14 protein-coding genes are annotated in these 22,500 nt (G+C 39.1%); 4 read left to right on the top strand and 10 right to left on the bottom strand.

Annotated elements, in window-relative coordinates:
* Window positions 1-359: 359 nt before the first annotated feature.
* The 5 genes from LB467_RS01765 to tamL form a co-directional block, all read right to left on the bottom strand.
* Entirely contained in the window at window positions 360-2,609 is a 2,250-nt protein-coding gene (locus LB467_RS01765; RefSeq protein WP_224472314.1) for a polyribonucleotide nucleotidyltransferase, read from the bottom strand.
* A gap of 248 nt (window positions 2,610-2,857) precedes the next feature.
* A complete protein-coding gene (gene rpsO, locus LB467_RS01770; RefSeq protein ID WP_057480454.1) occupies window positions 2,858-3,127 on the bottom strand; it encodes a 30S ribosomal protein S15 in 270 nt (89 codons plus the stop codon).
* A gap of 111 nt (window positions 3,128-3,238) precedes the next feature.
* Entirely contained in the window at window positions 3,239-4,096 is an 858-nt protein-coding gene (gene accD, locus LB467_RS01775) for an acetyl-CoA carboxylase, carboxyltransferase subunit beta (RefSeq protein ID WP_224472315.1), read from the bottom strand.
* Between the two features lie 111 nt (window positions 4,097-4,207).
* A complete protein-coding gene (gene fbaA, locus LB467_RS01780) occupies window positions 4,208-5,275 on the bottom strand; it encodes a class II fructose-bisphosphate aldolase (RefSeq protein WP_224472316.1) in 1,068 nt (355 codons plus the stop codon).
* Window positions 5,276-5,320: 45 nt separating this feature from the next.
* Entirely contained in the window at window positions 5,321-7,894 is a 2,574-nt protein-coding gene (gene tamL, locus LB467_RS01785) for a translocation and assembly module lipoprotein TamL (protein ID WP_224472317.1), read from the bottom strand.
* Window positions 7,895-7,931: 37 nt separating this feature from the next.
* Here tamL and LB467_RS01790 point away from each other — a divergent pair, with 37 nt between their 5' ends.
* Window positions 7,932-8,666, top strand: a complete 735-nt coding sequence (locus LB467_RS01790; RefSeq protein WP_224472318.1) for an RNA methyltransferase — start codon at window positions 7,932-7,934, stop codon at window positions 8,664-8,666.
* 33 nt (window positions 8,667-8,699) lie between these two features.
* Here the strand turns inward: LB467_RS01790 and porT are convergent, their stop codons facing one another.
* Together porT and ubiE are read right to left on the bottom strand one after the other, a co-directional pair.
* Window positions 8,700-9,362: a type IX secretion/gliding motility protein PorT/SprT gene (gene porT, locus LB467_RS01795; RefSeq protein WP_224472319.1), complete on the bottom strand. Its 663-nt coding sequence runs from the start codon at window positions 9,360-9,362 to the stop codon at window positions 8,700-8,702.
* A 4-nt stretch (window positions 9,363-9,366) separates the two neighbouring features.
* Window positions 9,367-10,095, bottom strand: a complete 729-nt coding sequence (ubiE, locus tag LB467_RS01800) for a bifunctional demethylmenaquinone methyltransferase/2-methoxy-6-polyprenyl-1,4-benzoquinol methylase UbiE (protein ID WP_224472320.1) — start codon at window positions 10,093-10,095, stop codon at window positions 9,367-9,369.
* 139 nt (window positions 10,096-10,234) lie between these two features.
* Between ubiE and trkA the strand changes: the two genes are divergently transcribed.
* Together trkA and LB467_RS01810 are read left to right on the top strand one after the other, a co-directional pair.
* Window positions 10,235-11,584 carry a Trk system potassium transporter TrkA gene (gene trkA, locus LB467_RS01805; RefSeq protein ID WP_224472321.1) on the top strand — a complete coding sequence of 450 codons (1,350 nt, stop codon included), beginning with the start codon at window positions 10,235-10,237 and terminating at the stop codon, window positions 11,582-11,584.
* Window positions 11,584-13,080, top strand: a complete 1,497-nt coding sequence (locus tag LB467_RS01810; protein WP_224472322.1) for a TrkH family potassium uptake protein — start codon at window positions 11,584-11,586, stop codon at window positions 13,078-13,080. The genes trkA and LB467_RS01810 overlap by 1 nt, the downstream gene beginning before the upstream one ends.
* A gap of 201 nt (window positions 13,081-13,281) precedes the next feature.
* Here LB467_RS01810 and LB467_RS01815 read toward each other — a convergent pair whose 3' ends face one another.
* Window positions 13,282-14,475, bottom strand: a complete 1,194-nt coding sequence (locus LB467_RS01815) for a pyridoxal phosphate-dependent aminotransferase (protein ID WP_224472323.1) — start codon at window positions 14,473-14,475, stop codon at window positions 13,282-13,284.
* A 26-nt stretch (window positions 14,476-14,501) separates the two neighbouring features.
* The gene (locus LB467_RS01820; protein WP_224472324.1) at window positions 14,502-15,608 is read right to left on the bottom strand and encodes a fatty acid desaturase family protein; all 1,107 of its coding nucleotides are present in this window, start codon (window positions 15,606-15,608) and stop codon (window positions 14,502-14,504) included.
* 119 nt (window positions 15,609-15,727) lie between these two features.
* On the opposite strand from LB467_RS01820, the gene rsmG reads away from it, so the two are divergent.
* Window positions 15,728-16,357, top strand: coding sequence for a 16S rRNA (guanine(527)-N(7))-methyltransferase RsmG (gene rsmG, locus LB467_RS01825; protein WP_224472325.1), 630 nt, complete (start codon window positions 15,728-15,730; stop codon window positions 16,355-16,357).
* Here rsmG and LB467_RS01830 read toward each other — a convergent pair.
* Window positions 16,354-22,431 (bottom strand): LamG-like jellyroll fold domain-containing protein, encoded by a 6,078-nt coding sequence (locus LB467_RS01830; RefSeq protein WP_224472326.1) that lies wholly within the window; start codon window positions 22,429-22,431, stop codon window positions 16,354-16,356. The genes rsmG and LB467_RS01830 overlap by 4 nt on opposite strands.
* Window positions 22,432-22,500 lie beyond the last annotated feature (69 nt).

A 22,500-nucleotide genomic window follows, 5' to 3' on the forward strand; every position in this document is an offset into this window, starting at 1 on the left:
GTTGCGGGCTTTTCATTGCAATCCCTAACGCGGTACAAGATTTAAAAAATAAATAAAAGGTTGACTGAAGAAGTATTCGCTTATCGTTAAAAGATGGCTTAAAAGTTTTGGTAGCGTCAAGCTGAACTTGGTTCAGCTTCTAACATGATATTAATTCTTATTGTATTAGATCCTGAAATAAATTCAGGATGACGATTTCAGTCATACTTATAAGAATCTTGAAGTCAATTCGGAATGAACTCTTAAATAATCCCGAAGCTTCGAGACAGGGTGACGACTCTAATTTTTAAAAAAAAAAAACACAAAAAAATCCCCGGAAACTAATTCCCGGGGATTTCATTATTTAAGCTTAAGACTTTTTAGTCGTTGTCTTTACGGTCTCTGTTGTCTCTACTTCTGCGGTCATCACGGCCACGGTTGTCTCGAGAACCACGATTATCACGACCTCTGTCGTTACGATCGTTCTCTCTTGGCGGGCGAGGCTGGTAGCCTTCGGGTTTGTCAAGCAATGCTTTTCTAGAAACTTTTTCCTTACGGGTTTTAGGATCTACACCAAAGTATTTCACATCAATTACATCACCCATATTTACAATATCGGTCACATTATCGGTGCGTTCCCAGGCTAGTTCAGAAATGTGTAATAAAACCTCGTTGCCGGGAGCATCAAGATATTCTACTACAGCTCCAAAGTCAAGAACCTTAATTACTTTTACTTCGTAAACGCTTCCTTTTTCAGGTTTGAAGGTAATAGATTCTATTTTAGCAAGAACCTTATCAATTCCTTCCTGTTTTGTTCCAAGGATTTCAACAATTCCTTCTTCGGTTACAGGATCTTCGTTGATTACGATTTCTGTTCCTGTAGTTTTCTGAAGTTCCTGGATCACTTTTCCTCCAGGTCCTATCAATGCACCAATAAATTCGTTAGGAATTCTTCTGGTGATGATTTTTGGAGCGTGAGCTTTTACGTTTTCGTTTGGCTCAGAAATGGTTTCATTAAGTTTCTCAAGAATATGAAGTCTTCCTGCGCGAGCTTGTTTTAGCGCTTTTACTAAAATCTCGTAAGGAAGTCCTTTTACTTTAATATCCATCTGGCAGGCGGTAATCCCGTCAGCCGTTCCGGTTACTTTAAAGTCCATATCTCCAAGGTGATCTTCATCTCCAAGAATATCTGAAAGAACTGCGTGACGCTCACCGTCAGAAATTAATCCCATAGCGATACCAGAAACCGGCTTCGTCATTTTAATACCTGCATCCATCATAGCCATAGTACCAGCACAAACCGTTGCCATAGAAGAAGAACCGTTAGATTCCAATACTTCAGAAACTATTCTTACAGTATAAGGGTTGTTTTCTGGAATCATTCCTTTTAATGCCCGTTGTGCAAGGTTTCCGTGTCCAATCTCACGTCTTGAAGTACCTCTAATTGGGTAAGCTTCTCCTGTACAGAATGGAGGGAAGTTATAATGTAAATAGAAAGTTTCTTCGCCCTGGTGGGTTGGCATATCAATGGTGTTCGCTTCTCTGGAAGTTCCCAAAGTAACGGTTGCCAATGCCTGAGTCTCCCCACGGGTAAAGATAGCCGAACCGTGTACCGATGGTAAATAATCGGTTTCACACCAGATAGGTCTTATCTCGTCAGTTTTTCTACCATCTAATCTTAAACCTTCAGCAAGCGTAAGTTCCCTTACTGCTTCTTTTTCGGTTTTATTGAAATATTTTTTGATCAACTTTTCGTTTTCTTCGAGCTCTTCTTCAGAAAACAAAGCTAAAACTTCGTCTTTTACGGCTGAAAATGCTTCGCCACGGTCTCTTTTGCTGTGACCACCTTTAGCAATTTCGTATATCTTATCGTAAGCAGTATCGTGAACTTTTTTCTCGATATCTTCTTTTTCTTCAGCAGTAGCATATTCCCTTACCGGTTTTTTGCCAAAAGCTTCTGCTAAACGCAATTGTGCGTCTACTTGTTTTTTGATATGCTCGTGAGCGAATTGAATGGCCTCTGCCATTTCTTCTTCTGAAATTTCTTTCATCTCACCTTCAACCATCATAACAGAATCTGCAGAAGCACCAATAATCATATCGATGTCTGATTCTAAAAGTTGGCTGCGGCTTGGGTTAATGATAAACTCACCATTTACTCTACCTACACGGGCTTCAGAAATAGCGGTTTCAAAAGGAATGTCCGAAAGCTGAATAGCTGCAGATGCGGCAAGTCCTGCCAAAGCATCTGGCATTACCTCTTCATCGTGAGACATCAACTGGATCATAACCTGAGTTTCGGTTCTGTAGCCTGCAGGGAATAATGGACGTAATACACGGTCTACAAGTCTCATTGTTAACACTTCACCGTCGCTTGGTCTTGCTTCTCTTTTGAAGAAACCACCCGGGTAACGACCCGCTGCAGCAAATTTTTCTCTGTAATCTACTGTTAATGGAAAGAAATCCAATGTGCTCTCTTTATAAGAAGACACTACAGTACAAAGCAACATAGCGTCGCCCATTTGAACAACAACCGACCCGTGGGCCTGTTTTGCTAATTTTCCGGTTTCGATGGAGATTTCTCTTCCATCTCCTAAATCGATAACCTCTTTAAATGTTTGTGGAATCATAATAATTTTGAATTCTTCTAATGATCTGAATAACTTCACCAGATCTTTTGTTATACAATGGTCTCCGTCTATACCGGACGGCCGGTAGTTGTGTGTTGTTGTGTATTGTGTAGACCAATGAAAAACTACTCTCGTTGAGCGACAATTTTACTCACTAAGTGAGATTTAATCCCGAACTATCGGGGCTGCAAGTAATTTACAAATTACTTTTATATAAAAAAAGGGGGCGTAAAGCCCCCTTTTGAAATTTATTTTCTTAATCCTAATTCTTTAACGATAGCACGATATCTCATAATATCCTTCTTCATTAAGTAATCAAGCAAGCTCCTTCTTTTACCAACCAATCTTACCAAAGAACGCTCTGAGTTGTAGTCTTTACGATTCTTTTTTAAGTGATCAGAAAGGTGAGAGATTCGGTAGGTGAACAAAGCAATTTGTCCTTCAGCAGAACCGGTGTCGGTTTTGCTTTTTCCGTGCTTCTCAAAAATTTCTTCTTTTCTTTCTTTGGCTAAATACATTCCAATATTAATTTTAATGATTTTTATGTATTGACAGTTTTTCTGTCAGGCGGCAAAGATACTACTTTCTAAATAATTACCTACTTTAAGAATATCTTTTTCTATTTTATTTTAAGCCCTTACCGGTTGATTTTGAATAAGATCTATATAAAGGTTTACCTTATTCTTAAGCTCAGACCTTTTGGTTATGAAATCTAAAAAACCTTTTTCTTTAAGGAATTCTGATGTTTGGAAATCTTTTGGCAGGTCTTTTCCGGTGGTGTCTTTCACTACTCTTGGTCCGGCAAAACCAATTAAGGCACCTGGTTCAGAAATATTTATGTCTCCCAACATAGCAAAAGATGCTGTGGTTCCTCCGGTAGTAGGATCGGTTGCCAGGGAAATATAGGGAATACGGGCATCTGCAAGCTGTGCTAATCTCACCGAAGTTTTTGCCAGCTGCATTAAAGATAAGGCGGCTTCCTGCATTCTGGCTCCACCAGATTTAGAGATAACCATTAAAGGAATTTGATTTTTTAAAGCATAATCTGCCGCACGTGCAATTTTTTCACCTACTACAGATCCCATAGAACCTCCAATAAACCTAAAATCCATACAGGCTATTACCAGTTCTTTTCCTTTAGATTTTCCAACAGCAGTACGAACCGCGTCTTTAAGTTCGGTTTTTTCCTGGGCATCCTTTAAACGATCGGTATATTTTTTGGTGTCTTTAAAGTTTAAAGGATCTTTAGAGGTAATATCCTTATCCAGTTCTTCGAACTCATTATCATCAAAAAGGATTTTGAAATATTCTTTACTTCCAATTCTTACATGATAACCATCTTCGGGGCTCACATAAAAATTACTTTCCAGTTGCTCTGCATCTACAATCTTGCCGGTTGGCGATTTGTACCAAAGTCCCTTTGGTACATCTTTTTTATCTTCGGTTGGGGTTTGAATTCCTTTTTGTGTTCTTTTAAACCAAGCCATTTTTTTCAGGTTTCAGGTTTCAGTCTATTGTTTGAGAGAATAAACCGAAAGATTACTTAAAATAAAAACAGCCGGAATTTTAAGAAATTCCAGCTGTTCAAAAAATTAAATTTATAAGGTATTTACGTTGTTAAGGTCTTCAAAAGCCTTTTTAAGTCGGGTTTTAAAAGTAAGTTCTCCTTCACGTACCCATTTTCTTGGATCGTAATACTTTTTATTAGGAACATCATCTCCGTCAGGATTTCCAATTTGAGTGGCAAGATAATCTTTTTTGCTGCTCATATAATCACGAATTCCTTCCAGATATGCGTATTGAAGATCGGTATCGATATTCATTTTAATTACCCCGTAGCTAATTCCTTCGCGAATTTCTTCAACGGTAGAACCACTACCTCCGTGGAATACAAAATCAATATGGTTTTCTTCCACACCATACTTTTTGGTTATGTACTCCTGAGAGTTTTTAAGAATTACCGGGGTAAGTTTTACGTTACCTGGTTTGTAAACTCCGTGTACATTTCCGAAAGCGGCAGCGATAGTGAACTGATCACTTACTTTGCTTAATTCTTCATAAGCATAAGCAACCTCTTCTGGCTGGGTATATAATTTAGAGGAATCGATGTCTGTGTTATCCACACCATCTTCTTCACCACCTGTAACCCCTAGTTCAATTTCAAGGGTCATTCCCATTTTGCTCATTCTTTCAAGATACTTCTTGCAGATTTCAATATTTTCTTCAATAGGTTCTTCAGAAAGATCTATCATATGGGAGCTGTACAATGGTTTCCCGAACTGCTCAAAATGTTTTTCACTGGCATCCAGCAAACCGTCTATCCACGGAAGCAATTTTTTAGCACAATGATCAGTATGTAGAATTACTACAGCGCCATAAGCTTCAGCAAGTTCATTAATGTGTTTTGCACCCGCAACGGCACCTGCGATTGCGGCTTTTTCACCATCGTTGGAAAGTCCTTTTCCAGCGTTAAACTGGGCACCTCCGTTAGAAAATTGAATAATTACCGGTGAATTTAGTTCTGCAGCGGTTTCCAATACTGCATTTGCGCTACTGGAACCTATAATATTTACTGCCGGCAGGGCAAACCCCTTTTCCTTAGCATAATTAAATATTTCTTGTACTTCTTTTCCTGTGGCTACGCCTGGTTTAATGTTGTGACTCATAATTTTAGTTGAATTAGAAATACAAAAATAAGAAAATATGTTGGCTTAGAAAGGATAATTGATCCCTACATTGTATACCGCGTGGTTAAAGTTGTAATTTTTAAACCAGCGATCCCCTTCGGGAAGGGCAGGATCATAGGTTTTGAAACCAATATCAAACCTGAATACAAAAAAGTTAAAGTCGTATCTAAGTCCGAAACCGGAGCCAACAGCTATGTTTTTTAAGTCGGAAAACGACTCGAAAGTAGCATCTTGATCTTCAACGATATCGAGCACATTCCATATATTCCCAACATCTACAAAAACCGCCGAATTTAGGGCGCCAAAAAGGTTATAGCGGTACTCGGTATTGAAGGCCAGCTTCATGTTTGCTTCATTAAATTCGTTTCGTCCACCACTGCTTCCCGGTCCCAGATCGTAAGCCTGCCAGGCACGATTATCGTTGGGGCCACCACCGAAGAAACTTCGTACAAACGGAATGCTGTTGGCATTTCCATAAGGAATAGCTACCCCGCCAAAAGCACGAAAAGCCAAAATGTCGTCCTGGCCCATATCCCAATGCTTAATAAAATCGAGTTCGGTTTTAATGTATTGAGAAAAATTCACCCCCAATAAATTATAGTTGTCGTTTTGATTCTTTTCAAATCCGGCTAAAGAGGAGACTGCGGAAAGTACATTTCCGGCGGCCTCTATTTTAAACCTGAAACGCGTGAATTCCTGGTCGTAAAGATTCTTCTTTGTATTCCACAGATAAGTGTAGTTTGATGCGAAAATGAGGTTGTTTTCGGTTAAACGGTTTTTTCGTTCCCCTATATTATTTACCAGTTGAATTTGATCTTCATTCAGGCCTGTAGTGCCTCCGGTATCATTGGAGATATCCCTGATAAAATTTTCGGCCCCGGTTGGGATACTTAACAAACCTTGCTCATTTAAATATGCCGGATCGGTAACTATACTTCCAGATTGGACGATCTCGTTTAAGTCGTTATAAGAACTTCGGTAAACATTGAAATAGTTGTCGGTATTCAGGTTTCTTACGTATTGAATATTTAATAGATCCAGCCGGTTAGAAAGTTGGCGTGAAGGGTTCCAACGGTAATTCATAATCCCGGAAAGGTTTCTTTTATCCAGGCCAATATTATTTTGTGTGCTTACTCCCAAACTTAATGAGGTAAACGGTTGCATGTATTTAGGAATAAAACTATCGGTATTAATGGGTAAAAATATCCGGGGAAAAGTTAGTTTAAGGTCAGCTCCAACTTCTGAAATGTCAAAAAATTGATCATCACTCCCGCTTATTGCAGCATCTGTAGAAGAGCCTATACTGCCCCGGCCAGAAATCTCAAAATTCTCAGCGCCTCGAAAAACATTTCTTATTAAGAGGGAGCCTCCAAAACCAATTCCGAATTTCTGAATATTGCTTTGAGAAACATCAAAATCGAAACCCAGGGAATATTTTGGTTGGGGGGTTAGAAAAATATTCGCTACAAGATCGGTGCGGGTAGAATCTGCCGGATCTGGAGTAAACTGGACATTAGGGTATTTGAAAACCCGCAAGGAATTTAACCGATTATAGGTTCGGGAACGGGCAATATCACTATAAGTATTTCCTGGTCTTATAAATATGGCATCGGTAATGGCTTCAGGTTTATAACGCAGTTCTTCAAAACTATATAGCGTATATCCTTCTTCGGTTGTTATACTATCGGTTAAAGGCTGATTTCGATTCGCATACTTATAATCGGTAAAAATATTAACCTTGCTAATTTCGTGAATTTTAAAAGGTACTCTGGAGGTTGTGTCTTCTTCAGAAGCAAAGCGGTTTTTTATAATTAAGTTGGTATTTACCTTTCCGCCGGTATTAATGGTATCGGCATCAAAACTTATATATTCCTGGTCAAAATTATAAACCCCGTTATTTCTAAAAAGCGCAGTTAATCGGTCCCGTTCTTCATTGATATCCAGTGTTCTGTATTGCATGCCTTCTTTAATGATAGATTCGTTTTTATGAAGTTGGTACAAGGAATCTATGACTTTTGAAGAAATGATAGTGGTGATGGAGTCTAAATAATATGGTTTTCCGGTATTGACTTCGTATTCTACCCGGGCGCGTTTCTTTTTCCTTTCTGAAACAATAATTTCATAATCGGTTTCAACATTAAACCAGCCATTGTTCCAGTACCAGGAGTTGAGACGATTAACCGATTTCCTGCTTTCTTCTTCACTGACAATAACGGGTTCCTCGCCGGTATTTTTAATCCATTGATTAAAAGCTTTTCGCGAATGCAGGAATTTTTCGAATTGTTTGTAAGAGAGAATATCTACCAGTGTATTTTTCTTACTTTCATTTTCCAGGTATTTTTCGCTTAAAATAGAATCGATTCCTGGACGAGCAAGGTTGTAGAAATGTAGCCTTAGCGGGTTACCTAAAAATCTTGTATTTGGTTCCTGGTATAGCTGATTATAAATACGGGCTTCCTTGATCTTTTCGTCATTTACGAAAATTTCATTCTCTGTGAGCAGTTTATCATCACCCTCTACGCGTTTAACGGCATTACAGGAAATTAAAAAAAGCAGGCTTAAAAAAAATATTGATATTTTTGCGAAATGCCGATTCAAACACAAATTTTTAAGAGATCAAAATTACATTTTTTGTATGGTTAGTAAAAGCCAAATTAAGTTAATAACCAGTCTTGCACAAAAAAAATACCGTTATACACACGGACTTTTTGTTGCCGAAGGTTTTAAGACAATTAGCGAGTTAGTAAATTCAAATTTTAAGCTAAATAGACTTTTTTCTTTAGAGGCAGATTTTGGAATTAAACCTGATGAATTTCAAAAAATTGATGAGCGGGAGCTTAAGAAAATAAGTTTTCTAAAAACACCCCAAGCTGCTTTGGCTTTGTTTGAAATTCCCAGGGAGAATATAGTGCAGGATGAGAGTTTGATACTCGCTTTAGATGGTGTTCGCGATCCCGGAAATTTGGGAACTATTATTCGGCTTTGTGATTGGTTTGGGATAAAAAATCTGGTTTGTTCCCAGGATTCGGTAGATTGTTTTAATCCGAAAGTGGTACAGGCAACTATGGGGTCTTTGGCCAGGGTTAATGTTTCATACTGCGATTTAAAAACCTATCTTGAAAATTCTAGATTGCCCGTATATGGAGCTTTTATGGAAGGAGAGAATATTTATAAAAGTAAAACTGAAGAAAATTCAATTTTGGTTATGGGAAATGAAGCCAATGGGGTTTCAGCTGAAATTGAAGCCTTGATACAAAAGAAAATAAGTATCCCGCGTTTCGGAGATTTAAAGGAAACAGAAAGCCTTAATGTGGCAACCGCAACAGCAATTCTTTTAAGTGAATTTAAAAGAAAGGATTTTTCTCACTAACAGCATTTATAAAATCTTGAAGATTTACTGGTTCTACTGAAAAGTAAAATTAAGGAATACGGCTTGTGAGCGCATTGCATCTACTTTAGAGAACTTCGTTTCTACCATTTCATTATTTATATTGAAAACTCCTCTTATGGAAGGTGAAAACTTAAAATAGAATAGGTAAAGATCAATACCTAAACCAACTTCATAGTGATAGTTGTTGGTCCTTAAACGGGTATCTGCATCGGGATTATTCTGGTTACTTGAAAGGTTTATTGAAGTAGAAACCCCGCCAACCACAAAAGGTTTAAAGTTATTATGCCTATCGGCTGAAAATTTCAGTAATAATGGGATATGAACATAAGTGGCGTTTATTTCTTCAATATCCATAGTATAGGGAGGTCTGAAATTACGGGTATTAAAAGTAACTCCGGGTTCCAGCCGAAGATCCAGGTTATTATTTAATCTTAAATTTCCTACCAATCCAACATTAAAACCAAGGGTTTTTTCAATAATAAGGTCATTACCGTTAGGCGCTATTTCATCATTGTATTTAAATTTAAAATCGTAGGTGTTTAATCCCAGGTAATATCCCCAGGACCATTGTTGCCTATCAAAGTTCTCGTTATTAACAATTTTATCTCCTCCAAAAATCTGCGCATAACCTAATTGAACGCAAAAAAGTAAGACGATAACAAAAAATTTCTTCATAGTTTTATTTTGAAGCAGTATAAATGGTGGCAACCCCAAAAGTTTGTGGTTTGTCTTCTACATTTATAAACCCCGTTTTCTTTAAAATATTGTTGAAGGCTTCTCCATAAGGAAATGCTGCTGCACTTTTACTTAGATAAGAGTAAGCTTCCCGGTCTTTGGAAAATACCCGCCCAATTAAGGGTAGCATATAGCCAGAGTATAATTTATAACCTTGTTTGAACGGAAATCTGGTAGGGACAGAAGTTTCCAAAACTACAAAAATTCCACCGGGTTTTAGAACCCTTTGAATTTCGGATAATCCTTTTTCTAAATTTTCAAAATTGCGTACTCCAAATGCAACGGTTATAGCATCAAATGAATTATCTTCAAAAGGTAATGCTTCAGAGTCTCCCTGAATCATTTCAATCTTATCGGTTAATTGCTTTGCGGCTATTTTCTTACGGCCAACCTTCAGCATTCCTTCAGAAAGATCAAGGCCAACAATTTTTTCAGCATTAATATCGGCCATTTGTATAGCGAGATCCCCGGTGCCTGTAGCGATGTCTAAAACAGCTTTTGGTTGCTGGGCTTTAACCAGTGCAATCACCTTTTTTCGCCATTTCACATCGGTTCCCATAGATATAACCCGATTTAGCCCATCGTAGTTGTCAGATATTTTATCAAACATCTGTTCAACCTGCTTTTTCTTATTAAGGCCGGAGTCCTGATAAGGAGTTACCTTTTTACTCATAGTAACAATTTTGGACCAAAGATACACGATATGAAATAATTGAGGTTGAAACTTTTAGAATTTGTTGTTGGGCGCTTTTGGTTTTTGTTTTGTCTAAAATACTGTACCTTTGTTCTTCTTTTCAATTTCAAGCTGTTATATGAAGATAATTATTGCCGGAGCGGGTGAAGTAGGCTTTCATTTGGCAAAATTGCTTTCTTTTGAGTCCCAGGATATCACACTAATTGATACCAGCCGGGATAATCTCACTTACGCCGATACGCATTTAGATATCAGGACGATTAAGGGAGATGCAACTTCTATTGCGATTCTCAAAGATGCACAGGTTAAGCATGTAGATATGCTTATAAGTGTTACTTCCAGTGAGGCAACCAATATTACCTGTTGTGTATTGGCAAAACAGCTGGGTGCAAAAAGGACCATAGCCCGTATTTCTAATACTGAATTTCTTGAAAATAAGGAAGAATTAGGTTTCACCAGTTTTGGGATAGACGAATTAATTTCTCCCGAAGCCCTTGCAGCAAGGGAAATTTCACTGCTGCTGAATCAATCTGCTTTTAACGATAGCTACGAATTTGAGAATGGTGCTTTGACCATGATAGGTCTTAGCCTTTCCAGAAATGCACTTTTTGTAGGGAAAACGGTAAAAGAAGCAGCAAATATTTTTTCAGATCTAAACTTTGTTCCAATTGCCATTCAACGCTATGGAACTCAATATACACTCATTCCGCGGGGAGATACCCAGTTTAAAGAGGGAGACCAGGTGAATTTTGTCACTTTAAAGCGTGGAGTAGAAAATCTCTATAAGCTTACCGGGAAGACCAAACATGCCATTAAAAATATAATGATATTGGGCGGAAGTAAAATTGGTAAAAAAACAGCCATAGATCTTTGCAGAAATAACTTTCACGTAAAACTGGTGGAAAGCGACAAGGAGAAAGCTTATGATCTTGCCGATGAGCTTCCTAATGCACTTATTATCCACGGTGATGGCCGTAATGTAGAGCTGCTGGAAGAAGAAAATGTGCACGATATGGATGCTTTTATCGCAGTTACCGGTAATTCTGAAACCAATATAATGTCCTGCCTGGTAGCCAAATCTAAGAGTGTAAAGAAAACCATTTCTTTGGTAGAAAATATGGATTACTACCAGTTAAGTCATTCTATAGGGATTGATACTTTGATCAATAAAAAGCTGCTAGCTGCCAATAACATTTTTAGATATGTTAGAAAAGGGGAAGTAGTGGCGATGACGAAGATCAATAATATGAATGCAGAATTGCTGGAATTTATCGTAAAGCCAAATTCCCAGGTTTGTAACAAAAAAATTAAAGACCTCGATTTTCCCAGATCGGCTATTATCGGTGGAATTATAAGAGATGGGGAAGGAATTATAGCCCTTGGGGATTTTAAAATAACCCAGGGCGACCGTATTGTTGTTTGTTGCTTACCAAGATCTATAAAAAAGGTTGAAAAACTCTTTCTCTAATGCCAAGACTTAACAACCAGATTATTCTGCACGTTATGGGACTGTTGCTTTTATGCAACGGTGGTTTTATGCTTTTAGCAGTTTTGGTGAGTTGGTTTTACGAAGATGGAGTAACCCTGGACATTCTAGGGGCTGCATTTATTACTTTATTTCTTGGAGTGCTATTTATGTTTTCCACCAAAGGCCACCGAAAAGAAGTAAAGAAGCGGGAAGGTTATATTATTGTGACTTTCGGGTGGATCTTTATGGCCTTGAGTGGAACGCTTCCTTATGTAATTAGCGAGTCAATTCCCGATTTTACCAATGCTTTTTTTGAAACCATGTCTGGTTATACCACGACCGGGGCTTCAATTTTAAATGATATTGAATCTATCCCTAAAGGAATTCTATTCTGGCGAAGCCTAACACATTGGATTGGTGGGATGGGAATTATAGTATTGGCCATTGCAATTTTACCGCTATTGGGAATAGGAGGGATGCAGCTTTTTGCCGCGGAAGCTCCCGGCCCCAGCGCCGACAAGCTAAAACCCAGGATCACCGATACCGCCAAGCGTCTTTGGCTTATCTATGTAAGCTATACTGTAGCTGAAACGATTTTACTAAAAGTAGCAGGGATGAACTTTTTTGATGCGGTGAATCATTCTATGAGTACGATGTCTACCGGCGGATTTTCTACAAAAAATATAAGTTTAGCTTACTGGAATGAGCAACCCATCATACAATACATCGTAATCCTGTTTATGTTTTTGGGGGGGAGCAACTTTGTATTAAGTTACTTTAGTTTTAAAGGCAGGATCCAAAAAGTACTGCACGACGATGAATTTAAGTGGTATTTCTATTTTATAGCCGGGTTTACAGCTATTGCCTCGCTTCTTATTTATTTTGAAGCAGATGTAAGTCTGTCTCAAATAGACCATCCCATGGTTTGGGGTGAAGCAGAAAGTGCTTTCAGACACGCCCTATTTCAAGTGATCGCGATTATCACCACCACCGGTTTTGTGAGTGCAGATTACACCATGTGGACTCCTTTTTTAACGATTTTCTTCTTCGGAATGTTCTTTTTGGGAGGTTCTGCCGGGTCTACTTCGGGTGGGGTAAAAGTGATGCGCCATATTATCATGATTAGAAACGGAGGAATAGAATTTAAACGTGCTTTGCACCCTAATGCAATCCTTCCGGTGCGATTTAACGGAAAATCTATTGGAAAAGGGGTGACTTTTAATATTCTTGGTTTCTTTATTCTTTATATGCTTTCCTTTATAATTGGATCTCTTGTTTTAGGAGGTTTGGGGCTCGATTTCGAAACTGCAATTGGGGGCGCTGCCTCCTCGCTTGGGAACGTGGGGCCTGCTTTGGGAGCCCTGGGCCCAGTGAATAATTTTGATATTCTACCCGATTTTGGTAAATACTGGTGTGCTTTTCTTATGCTAATTGGAAGGCTGGAACTCTTTACTGTGCTTATTTTATTTACTCCGTTCTTCTGGAGGAATAGGTAAGACTAATAGATTCAAAAAATAGAAAAGCTGTCTTATAAGTATTTAAAATCGTCATCCTTAATTTATTTCAGAGCTTGCTCCGGAAATTGTTCGGAGATCTAAGATGTTAGAATTAACAATAAGTTAGAAGCTGAAACAAGTTCAGCTTGACGGAAATATGACTTATAAGACAGCTTTAAAAAATTCTACTAAGCTGAATAATTATGCTCCAGATAAAGCTGATTTAATTCGCTTCATTGCTTCTTCAATTTGAGATTCACTTGCTGCATAAGAGATTCTTATACAATCTGGATTTCCGAAGGCATCACCGGTTACGGTAGCAACCAGGGCTTCTTCCAGTAAAAACATAGAAAAATCTGTGGCGTTCTCAATCTTATGGCCTTTAATTGTTTTTCCGAAGAAATTCGAGATATTAGGAAAAACGTAAAAAGCACCTTCAGGCTCTGTAGTTACAAAACCTTCAATATTATTTAAAAGATCTATGATGAGCTTTCTCCTTTTCTTAAAGGTGTCTACCATATAGCTAATCTTGCTTACGGGAGCTCCCAGCGCAGTGATTACGGCACGTTGCGCGATACAATTAGCGCCACTGGTAATCTGGCCCTGCATTTTATTGCAGGCCCGGGCAATCCAGGTAGGAGCACCTATGTAACCAATTCTCCAGCCCGTCATTGCAAATGCTTTAGAAACACCATTCACCGTAACTACACGATCGTACATATCTTCGAATTGAGCCATAGAAGCATGACCACCAACAAAATTGATATGTTCGTAAATTTCATCACTTACAATAATAACATCCGGATGTTTCTTTAAGACATCTGCAAGGCCTCTTAATTCTTCCTTGCTGTAAACCATCCCGCTGGGATTGCAGGGAGAGCTGTACCAGATCATTTTGGTTTTAGGAGTGATAGCGGCTTCCAGCTGTTCGGGAGTCATTTTAAAATCGGTTTCTACCGAAGTTGGAACTTCTACCGGAACACCTTCAGCAAGCTTTACTATTTCAGCATAGCTTACCCAGTAAGGACAGGGTAAAAGTACTTCATCACCCGGATTTAATAAAACCATAGCAATATTTGCCAGAGATTGCTTGGCACCTGTAGAAACTACAATTTGAGAATGATCGTAGGTGAGCTCGTTATCCCGCTTAAATTTGTTGATTATCGCATCTTTTAATTCTGCATATCCGTCTACGGGGGTGTAAGAATTATAGTTGTCGTTAATTGCCTGTATCGCGGCATCTTTAATAAAATCTGGGGTATTGAAATCTGGTTCTCCCAGGCTTAATCCGATAATGTCTTTCCCTTCGGCTCTAAGTTCACGCGCTTTAGCAGCCATAGCCAGGGTTTGCGAAGTTGCTAAATTGTTAATTCGGTTGGATAAATGTTCTTGCATTCTTTTAATTGGTTACTAATTAGTTACTAAGACGAAATTGCAGGTTTCGCACCCATTTCTTTTAAATGTTTAAAATGGGCAATTATTGCTGCGCGTGTGGTTTTGTATTCATGGTAAGGAAGGTTGCATTCTGCAGCGGTTTCCTTAACGATTTGAGCTATTTTACCGTAATGAATATGACTAATATTCGGAAAAATATGATGTTCTACCTGGTGGTTTAAGCCGCCGGTAAACCAGTTTACAATTTTATTATTGGTAGCAAAATTAACCGTAGTAAACAACTGATGAATTGCCCAGGTGTTTTTCATAGATCCGGTTTCATCGGGTAAAGGCATTTCGGTTTCTTTTACTACATGTGCAAGTTGAAACACGATACTAAGGATTAAACCAGCGGTATAATGCATCACAAAAAAGCCAATTAGAATCTTCCACCAGGAAATTGATAAAATCAACATAGGAATTACAATCCAAATAGAAACATAAATCAGTTTTGTGATTGCGATAATGCTCCATTGTGTTACTGGATTTGGCATTTTTCCGTAAGACAATTTTCTTTTTAGATAGCTTTTGGTTTGTTTAAAATCGGTAGTCAAAGCCCAGTTAAAAGTTAACAGGCCATATAAAAATACAGAATAATAATGCTGAAAACGGTGAAAGCTATACCATTTGGCGTGTTCAGAAAATCTAATAACTCTACCGGCGTCCAGATCTTCATCGTGCCCATGAATATTGGTGTAGGTATGGTGTAATACATTGTGCTGTACCTGCCAGTTATAAACATTGCCGGCCAGCACATAAATAGTACCGCCCATAAATTTATTCACCCATTTTTTTGAAGAATAAGACCCGTGGTTACCATCGTGCATAATATTCATTCCCACTCCGGCCATTCCGGCGCCCATTACCACGGTAAGAAGCAGCATCCACCACTGTGAAATGTCTAAGGTTAAAATTAAGAAATACGGAGTTAGAAACAAGGAAAACATAACGATTGCTTTAAGATGCAGTTTCCAGTTTCCTGTCTTTTTAAGGTTGTTTTCTTTGAAGTAATTATTCACCCTTTTGTTGAGTAACCTAAAGAATTTGGTGGAATCCTTTCGGGAGAACTTTATGTGATTTTGAACGTTTTCCATTTAATTTTTTGTAAGTGGCAAAGATAAAATTTTTATATAGTTATTCTATATCCTATTCCATATTAATACGCTGCAATTTCAGCACCAAATTATGTATTTTTGTCGCAAATTAGAAAACTTTGGATTTAATTAAGAAATACTTCCCGGATTTAACAGATGACCAGTACTCAAAGTTTGAGAAAATGGATTCGCTGTATAAAGATTGGAACCTTAAAATTAACGTGGTGTCGCGTAAGGATATAGATGAAATTTACCTTAGACACGTTTTACACTCGCTGGGAATTGCAAAAATTCAGGAATTTAAACCTGGAGCAAATATATTAGATGTTGGAACGGGGGGCGGATTTCCTGGAATTCCACTTGCCATATTATTTCCTGAAACCAATTTTCATTTAGTAGATTCCATAGGGAAGAAAATGAAAGTGGTAGATGGGGTTGTAGAAGGTTTAAAATTAGCCAATGTAAAAACTACAAACGCAAGGGTAGAGGAGGTTAAAGGAACCTACGATTTTATAGTGAGCAGGGCAGTAGCAGCAATGCCTACTTTTGTACATTGGACCAAAGGGAAAATAGCTAAGAAAAGTCAGCATGAACTCAAAAACGGAATTCTTTACCTAAAAGGTGGTGATCTTACTGTTGAACTTCGTGAGTTTCCAAAAGCAAGAATACACGAACTCTGCGATTATTTTAGCGAAGAATTTTTCCTGACTAAGAAAGTGGTTTACCTGCCTCTAAAATATAAGCCTTAGTCTTTTATAATCACTTTTTTAGCATAATCTCCTGCGCTGGTATAGACCTTTACAATATAAACCGAGGAACTTAAAGATTTTTTCTGCGGAATATGGATTTGCTTAACATTAGGAATTCCAAAATGCTGATCTACCAATTGACCTCCAATACTATAAATATTTATATGCTCAATTTCATGAAGTTCGGGATTGTTAATCACAAATTCCCGATTGTCTAATGAGTAATAGTAATCAATAGGTCCTTCGCCAGGTTCTTTATCTTTTCTGGATGATGTAACATCATGAAAAACAATTTCATATAATTCCTGATACTCTCCTGCAGGTAAAGTCGCTTTAAAAGCGTCTTTTCGTAAATCATGATAGGTACTGTCTTTTTTGTGATATAGATAGATATTCGTGATATCGGGAACATTTTCAAGTTCCCCAATTTCTATGCGGAATTCTTTTTCTTCAGCAATCTTAACGCCTATTGGTAATTTTTGATCTAAATTAAAATTAGGCACTGCCTGTATAACAAATTGAGATTTTTCCATCATCCAAAACATATCTTCCACATTATTATCTATAAGTGGTGCATCATAGCCAAGATCGAACTGGTTGGTAGTTTTTGAATCTGCAGTTACTAATATTTGACGGTGATAACCTTTAGGAGAATGAAAATTCAACCTTATTTTATAGCGCGTGTCTTCGGTGTATTTTGCTTGCTCAACTTTAGCTTTCTCTTTTTCAGAATTATCTGGTTTTAAGAATTGAGAATTAGCCGATGATTCTTTCACAAAAACCCTTTGTCTATTTCTAAAAGTTATATCTCCCCCATCTATAGTATAATTACCGGAAATAGCATCATCTATAACACTGTTCACAAAAAATCCCTGCGCTACCGGAATGTATCTTCCCGGAGTTTTATTTCCTACGGCTCCAGTAGCGTTTATTCTGCTATCTGTAGAGGCCGCTTTAACCCCTCCGGCAAGCGAATAGGTGGCATATCCTCCAACATATTCTCTTAATACGTGGCTGTTTTCCTGCCCAAAATGATCCCAGAAATACAATGCACCATTGAATACATTTATGTTTCGGGTACCTCCGTCAACATCCTTTAGATTATCTCTTATAAACTGATCGGCATCAATAGCAGAAGGGTATGGGTTTCCTACCAACCGGTTTTCCTGATTGAGAATATTTAAGGCGATGGTACCATTATGTGGTTTTCCGTTGAAAACATAATTTTGTTGATCGCTTATTAGGGCTTGTCCGGAAGTTCCTTTCATTGTAAAACCTTCACCGGTTTTTAATTCGCCCGTATGCCCAATATATCGCCAATGTCCGTAAGAATTTGCATCTCCATGGAATTTAAACAGCCAATAGGTGCTTATTCGTTTATTTCCGGTGTAGTTAGCATCGGCGTGGGTATGAGCATAAGCAAAAGAAATATCTTGTGGGTTTTTAGTACTGGTACCATCCCTCATAACTCCTTTTACAGTATAATTGGCATTATTATTAGTGCCTTTAGGGCTTGCCGGAGATGTCCAATAATTATAATTGTAAGAATTTTCGGTTCCTTGCTGGTCACGTTCTATGCTGCCACTGCTGTTCTCTGCCAGAATGCTTCCTTCGGTTTGCACTAACTGGGATTCTCCATCCAGATCTATAAATCCATCCAGTTCCAGGTAATGGGTGATACGCAATTCATTGCCCGAATTGTTATTTACACCTTCCATAATTAATTCTGTTCCGGTTCCGGAAAACAATCCTAATAATTTAATGTCCTTATTATTAGAGTTAATATTATGATTTTGTTTTGCAATATTCCATTCTATAACCGTTCCGTTAATGCCAATGTCGTTGGGAAAGGTCCAGAATTTTGTGGAATTTAAATCCCAGGTATTTCGGTTATGCCATGTGCCTCCCTGATCGGATTCGTAGGGGAGGGGAGCGGTATTTTCCTGATCGGTCTCAATATTTTTTAATTCTCCGTCCATTGAATTTAAAATCAGGTTGGGAGTTATACCGTTTCCACTTTCGGTAACTTTCATCTGGAGATAAGCTTTAAGATTATCCCAGCCCAGATTTCCGGGAACATCTAAAGGTAAAACATCGCCTCTAATAGGGTTTTGATTAACAATAAGCCTTTGGTTCATCATAAACCTTAGCTGCTCTTCGCTAAGTGCAGTTCCCCATAAACGCACTTCTTCTATCCAGCCATGGAAATAGTTTACGGGTAGGTCGGGACTGTCGGCGTTATACATTGCTCCAATAAGGGCAGGAGCATTAACTACTGCAGGATTAGTCGCAGTAGCATTACCAACTTGAATTCCGTCTACGTATAAGCTAATATTTCCACTATTGTAAATAGCCGCAATATGATGCCAGCGATCAGCAGTTACCTTATGTGAAGTAGAAATAGAATTATTACCCCATCTAAAAGTGGGTGCTCCACTGTTTATAATAAGATCAAAACCTTTGCTAAGGTCTTTGCTGTTTCTTTTACTGATAATTGTTCTGGTATTGTTAACCGATTTTGGTCTTATCCAGGCTTCAATACTAAAGTTTCCTGTAGTGAAACCATAATTATCACCTAAATATACGTGGTCATCTATTCCGTCAAAATCCAGGGTGCTGCAGTCTCCAACAAAGGTGATCTTCACTTCATCAAAATTAGCACAGGAACCATCAGCGTGGGCAATTGTCCATCTTAGTGTATGAATGCCGGCAGGGGCGGTGAAAGCTGAAGCAGGGTTGTTCGGCTCGGCGATAGTCCCTCCGTTTGCAGAAGTTATTGTCCAGGTTCCTACCCCAGTTCCAGGGGTATTGGCAGAGAGCGTTGTGGTATTAAAACCACAATTGAAACTCTGGTCCGGCCCGGCATCGGCCACTGTAAGTTGCGCGGGCTCAGTAATTGTTATTGATTCTATGAACTGGCAACCATTTGCATCAGTAACTGTCAAAGTGTAATCTCCGGCAGTAAGACCGGTTGCTTTCTTAAAAGTTTGATTGTTAGGATCATTCCAGAGGTATTCGTAGTAGTTGTTTCCGTTCTCGTCAACAAAGGGAGTTCCTCCCTTAGCGTTTGCCGAGGCTTCCCCAGTTTCACCAAAGCATAAAGGGTTTGTGATCACGAAATCAGCTGAAATAGGTTCCAGTGGCTGTGTAATTGTTACTGCCTCAGATTGGTATTTGGTGCCTTCACTGTCTTTTACCCATACGGTATAAGTGCCTGCGGTAAGGTTGTTAAATTCATCACTGTTTTGATAAGTACCGTTTTCGCCTGTTATGCTGAATGTGTAAGGAGAAACACCGCCTGTAGCTTTTGCCTTTACCGTTCCCAGACTGGAACCATGGCATAAAAGTTCATTTGCTGTAGCCGAGACAAAGAGAGGAGCTTCAACAGTTTCCGGATTGTTAGTTGAATAACATTTAGGGTTAGACCCTTGTCCACAACCCCATTTTATATTGTTGGAAAAGGTAAGGTATAGCCGTTCTACAATTAAAACATCTCCACAGCTCCAGTCTACGGGTATTGTTTGGACGTTATCAGGAATTAATTGGTTTTCATAGAAGCAAGCACCTTTGTTTAACCTGGATAATTCCCCATTAGGATGTTCTATGGAAAATATATATTCCATGTATAATGAATATCTGTCTGAATTGGTAGGAAGATCGAAATATATATATTTTTGTGTGCTGTCATCACAGGTTTCACTATTTACCTTATTGCCATTAGCGTCTGCAATGTACAAAGTGCTAATCGCGAAATCATTTGATCCGCAGTCATCCACAAAGCATTCACCCACGTAATGTAAGATAGAAACTGTTTTGGACACCCCGGAAGCATCAGTTACTGTAACACTTACTGTTCTATCTCCTGATGTAGTATAGGTAACTTTGTGGGATCCCGGACCCGTAGCAGTACTTGGAGTTGAATCAGGTCCAAAATTCCAGGAATAGGTATAAGGACCTACTCCGCCTAGTGCAGTCAAATCCTCAATTTCAAAATAAGATGTTCTAATAATATCGGTATCGTTGTCACAAATAGAAGTCGGTATGATAGGGGCATGAATTGCATCAATGACCGTAATTGTTTCAATAAATTTGCAGCCTTTAGTATCGGTAACTGTAACCTCATATTCCCCAGCATAAAGGTCCTTGGCCGTTTTGGTTTGTTGTAAAATTTGTGTGCTTCCTGCTTTACGCCATTCATAGGTGTAGCCTGGAGTACCACCGGAAGGGTTTGCAGTCGCAGTTCCTGTAGCCGTACCGTAAGTAGTGGTTCTGGTAGAGGTGAGTTCGGCAGTAAGAGGAGCTGCCGGCTGAGTAAGCTGCAGGTCGTCCTTAAGAATCTTAACACAAGTAGTTAGTGTTGCATCTCTGATATATACTTTGTACGAACCGCTTTTTAAACCGCTGAAAGTTTGACCGATTTGCCAGCTGGTTCCGTCTATGCTGTACTCGTAGCTGCCGCTTCCACCGCTCGGACTACTAAGTGAGATAGTCCCGTCATTACCGTCAAAGCAACTAATATTAGTGTGGTTTACCGTAGCGCTAAGCACGGCAAGTTCGCTTACTGTAACGGTTTTTTGAAGGGCGCAGTCTTTGCTATCCTTTACAAAAATGGTATGGGTACCTGCAGATAATCCTGAAAAGGTGGTTCCTATTCCATAAGTTACGTTGTCAATAGAATATAAGTAATCGCCGTTTCCTCCGGCGACTATTCCGGCAGTAACTGTTCCATCACTCCCGCCGTTACAGCTAACGGGAGTGGAGGATGGTGTTGTCATCGTAAGTGCATCGGGTTGGGTAACAGTTACAGCCTGGGAAGTTTCACAATTTTTCGAGTCTTTTACTGTAATGGTATATGTTCCCGCGGTTAGTCCAGTAAATGAATTTGATGTTCCATAAATACCTGCATCCAGTTTATACTGGTACCCGCCGTTTCCACCGGAAACAGCTCCTGCGGTAGCCGTACCATCATTTCCACCGTTACAACTAACGGGAGTGGAAGATGGTGCTGCCATGCTAAGAGCATCGGGTTGGGTAACAGTTACAGTCTGGGAGGTTTCACAATTTTTTGAATCTTTTACTGTAATGGTATAGGTACCCGCGGTTAGCCCACTAAATGAATTTGATGTTCCATAAATACCTGCATCCAGTTTATACTGGTACCCGCCGTTTCCACCGGAAACAGCTCCTGCGGTAGCCGTGCCATCATTTCCACCGTTACAACTAACGGGAGTGGAAGATGGTGCTGCCATGCTAAGAGCATCGGGTTGGGTAACAGTTACAGTCTGGGAGGTTTCACAATTTTTTGAATCTTTTACTGTAATAGTATAGGTACCCACGGTTAGCCCACTAAATGAATTTGATGTTCCATAAGTACCTGCATCCAGTTTATACTGGTACCCGCCGTTCCCACCGGAAACAGCTCCTGCGGTAGCAGTACCATCATTCCCTCCGTTACAACTAACGGGAGTGGAGGATGGTGTTGTCATTGCAAGAGCATCGGGTTGAGTAACCGTTACAGTCTGTGAAGTTTCACAATTTTTTGAGTCTTTTACCGTAATGGTATAGGTTCCCGCTGTTAATCCACTAAAAGAATTTGATGTTCCATAAATACCAGCATCCAGTTTATACTGGTATCCGCCGTTCCCACCGGAAACAGCTCCTGCGGTAGCAGTACCATCATTGCCTCCGTTACAGCTAACTGGAGTGGAGCTTGGTGATGCCATGCTCAGAGCATCGGGTTGGTCAACCACAACAGTGACAGAACCCGAATTGCCATCGGTATCAGTTACCTCTAAGTTATAAGTCCCGGCGATTAAATCATTGATGTCTTCAAGGGAAGAACTATAGGTATTTGGTCCAGACCAGCTATAAGTATAATTTGAGTTTCCTCCGGTTACTGAAACTTTTATAGCCCCATTGCTTCCGCCAAAGCAGGAAACAGGAGTGACCTCATCAGTAGATACGGTAAGTCCTGTTACCGAAGTCTCTGTAGAAGCAAGTATAAAGCTAAACGTAAAAACAAGAAGAAAAACTAAAAGCCCTCCGGTTCTCAGCGATGAAGTAATTTTACTCATAGGCAACTATATTGTTACAGAAAGTAAAATTACGTATAAAAAATCTAGTTTAACAAGAATTTAGGCAGA

The sequence above is a fragment of the Salegentibacter tibetensis genome (assembly GCF_020164485.1).
In the GTDB taxonomy this organism is placed as follows: Bacteria; Bacteroidota; Bacteroidia; order Flavobacteriales; family Flavobacteriaceae; genus Salegentibacter; species Salegentibacter tibetensis.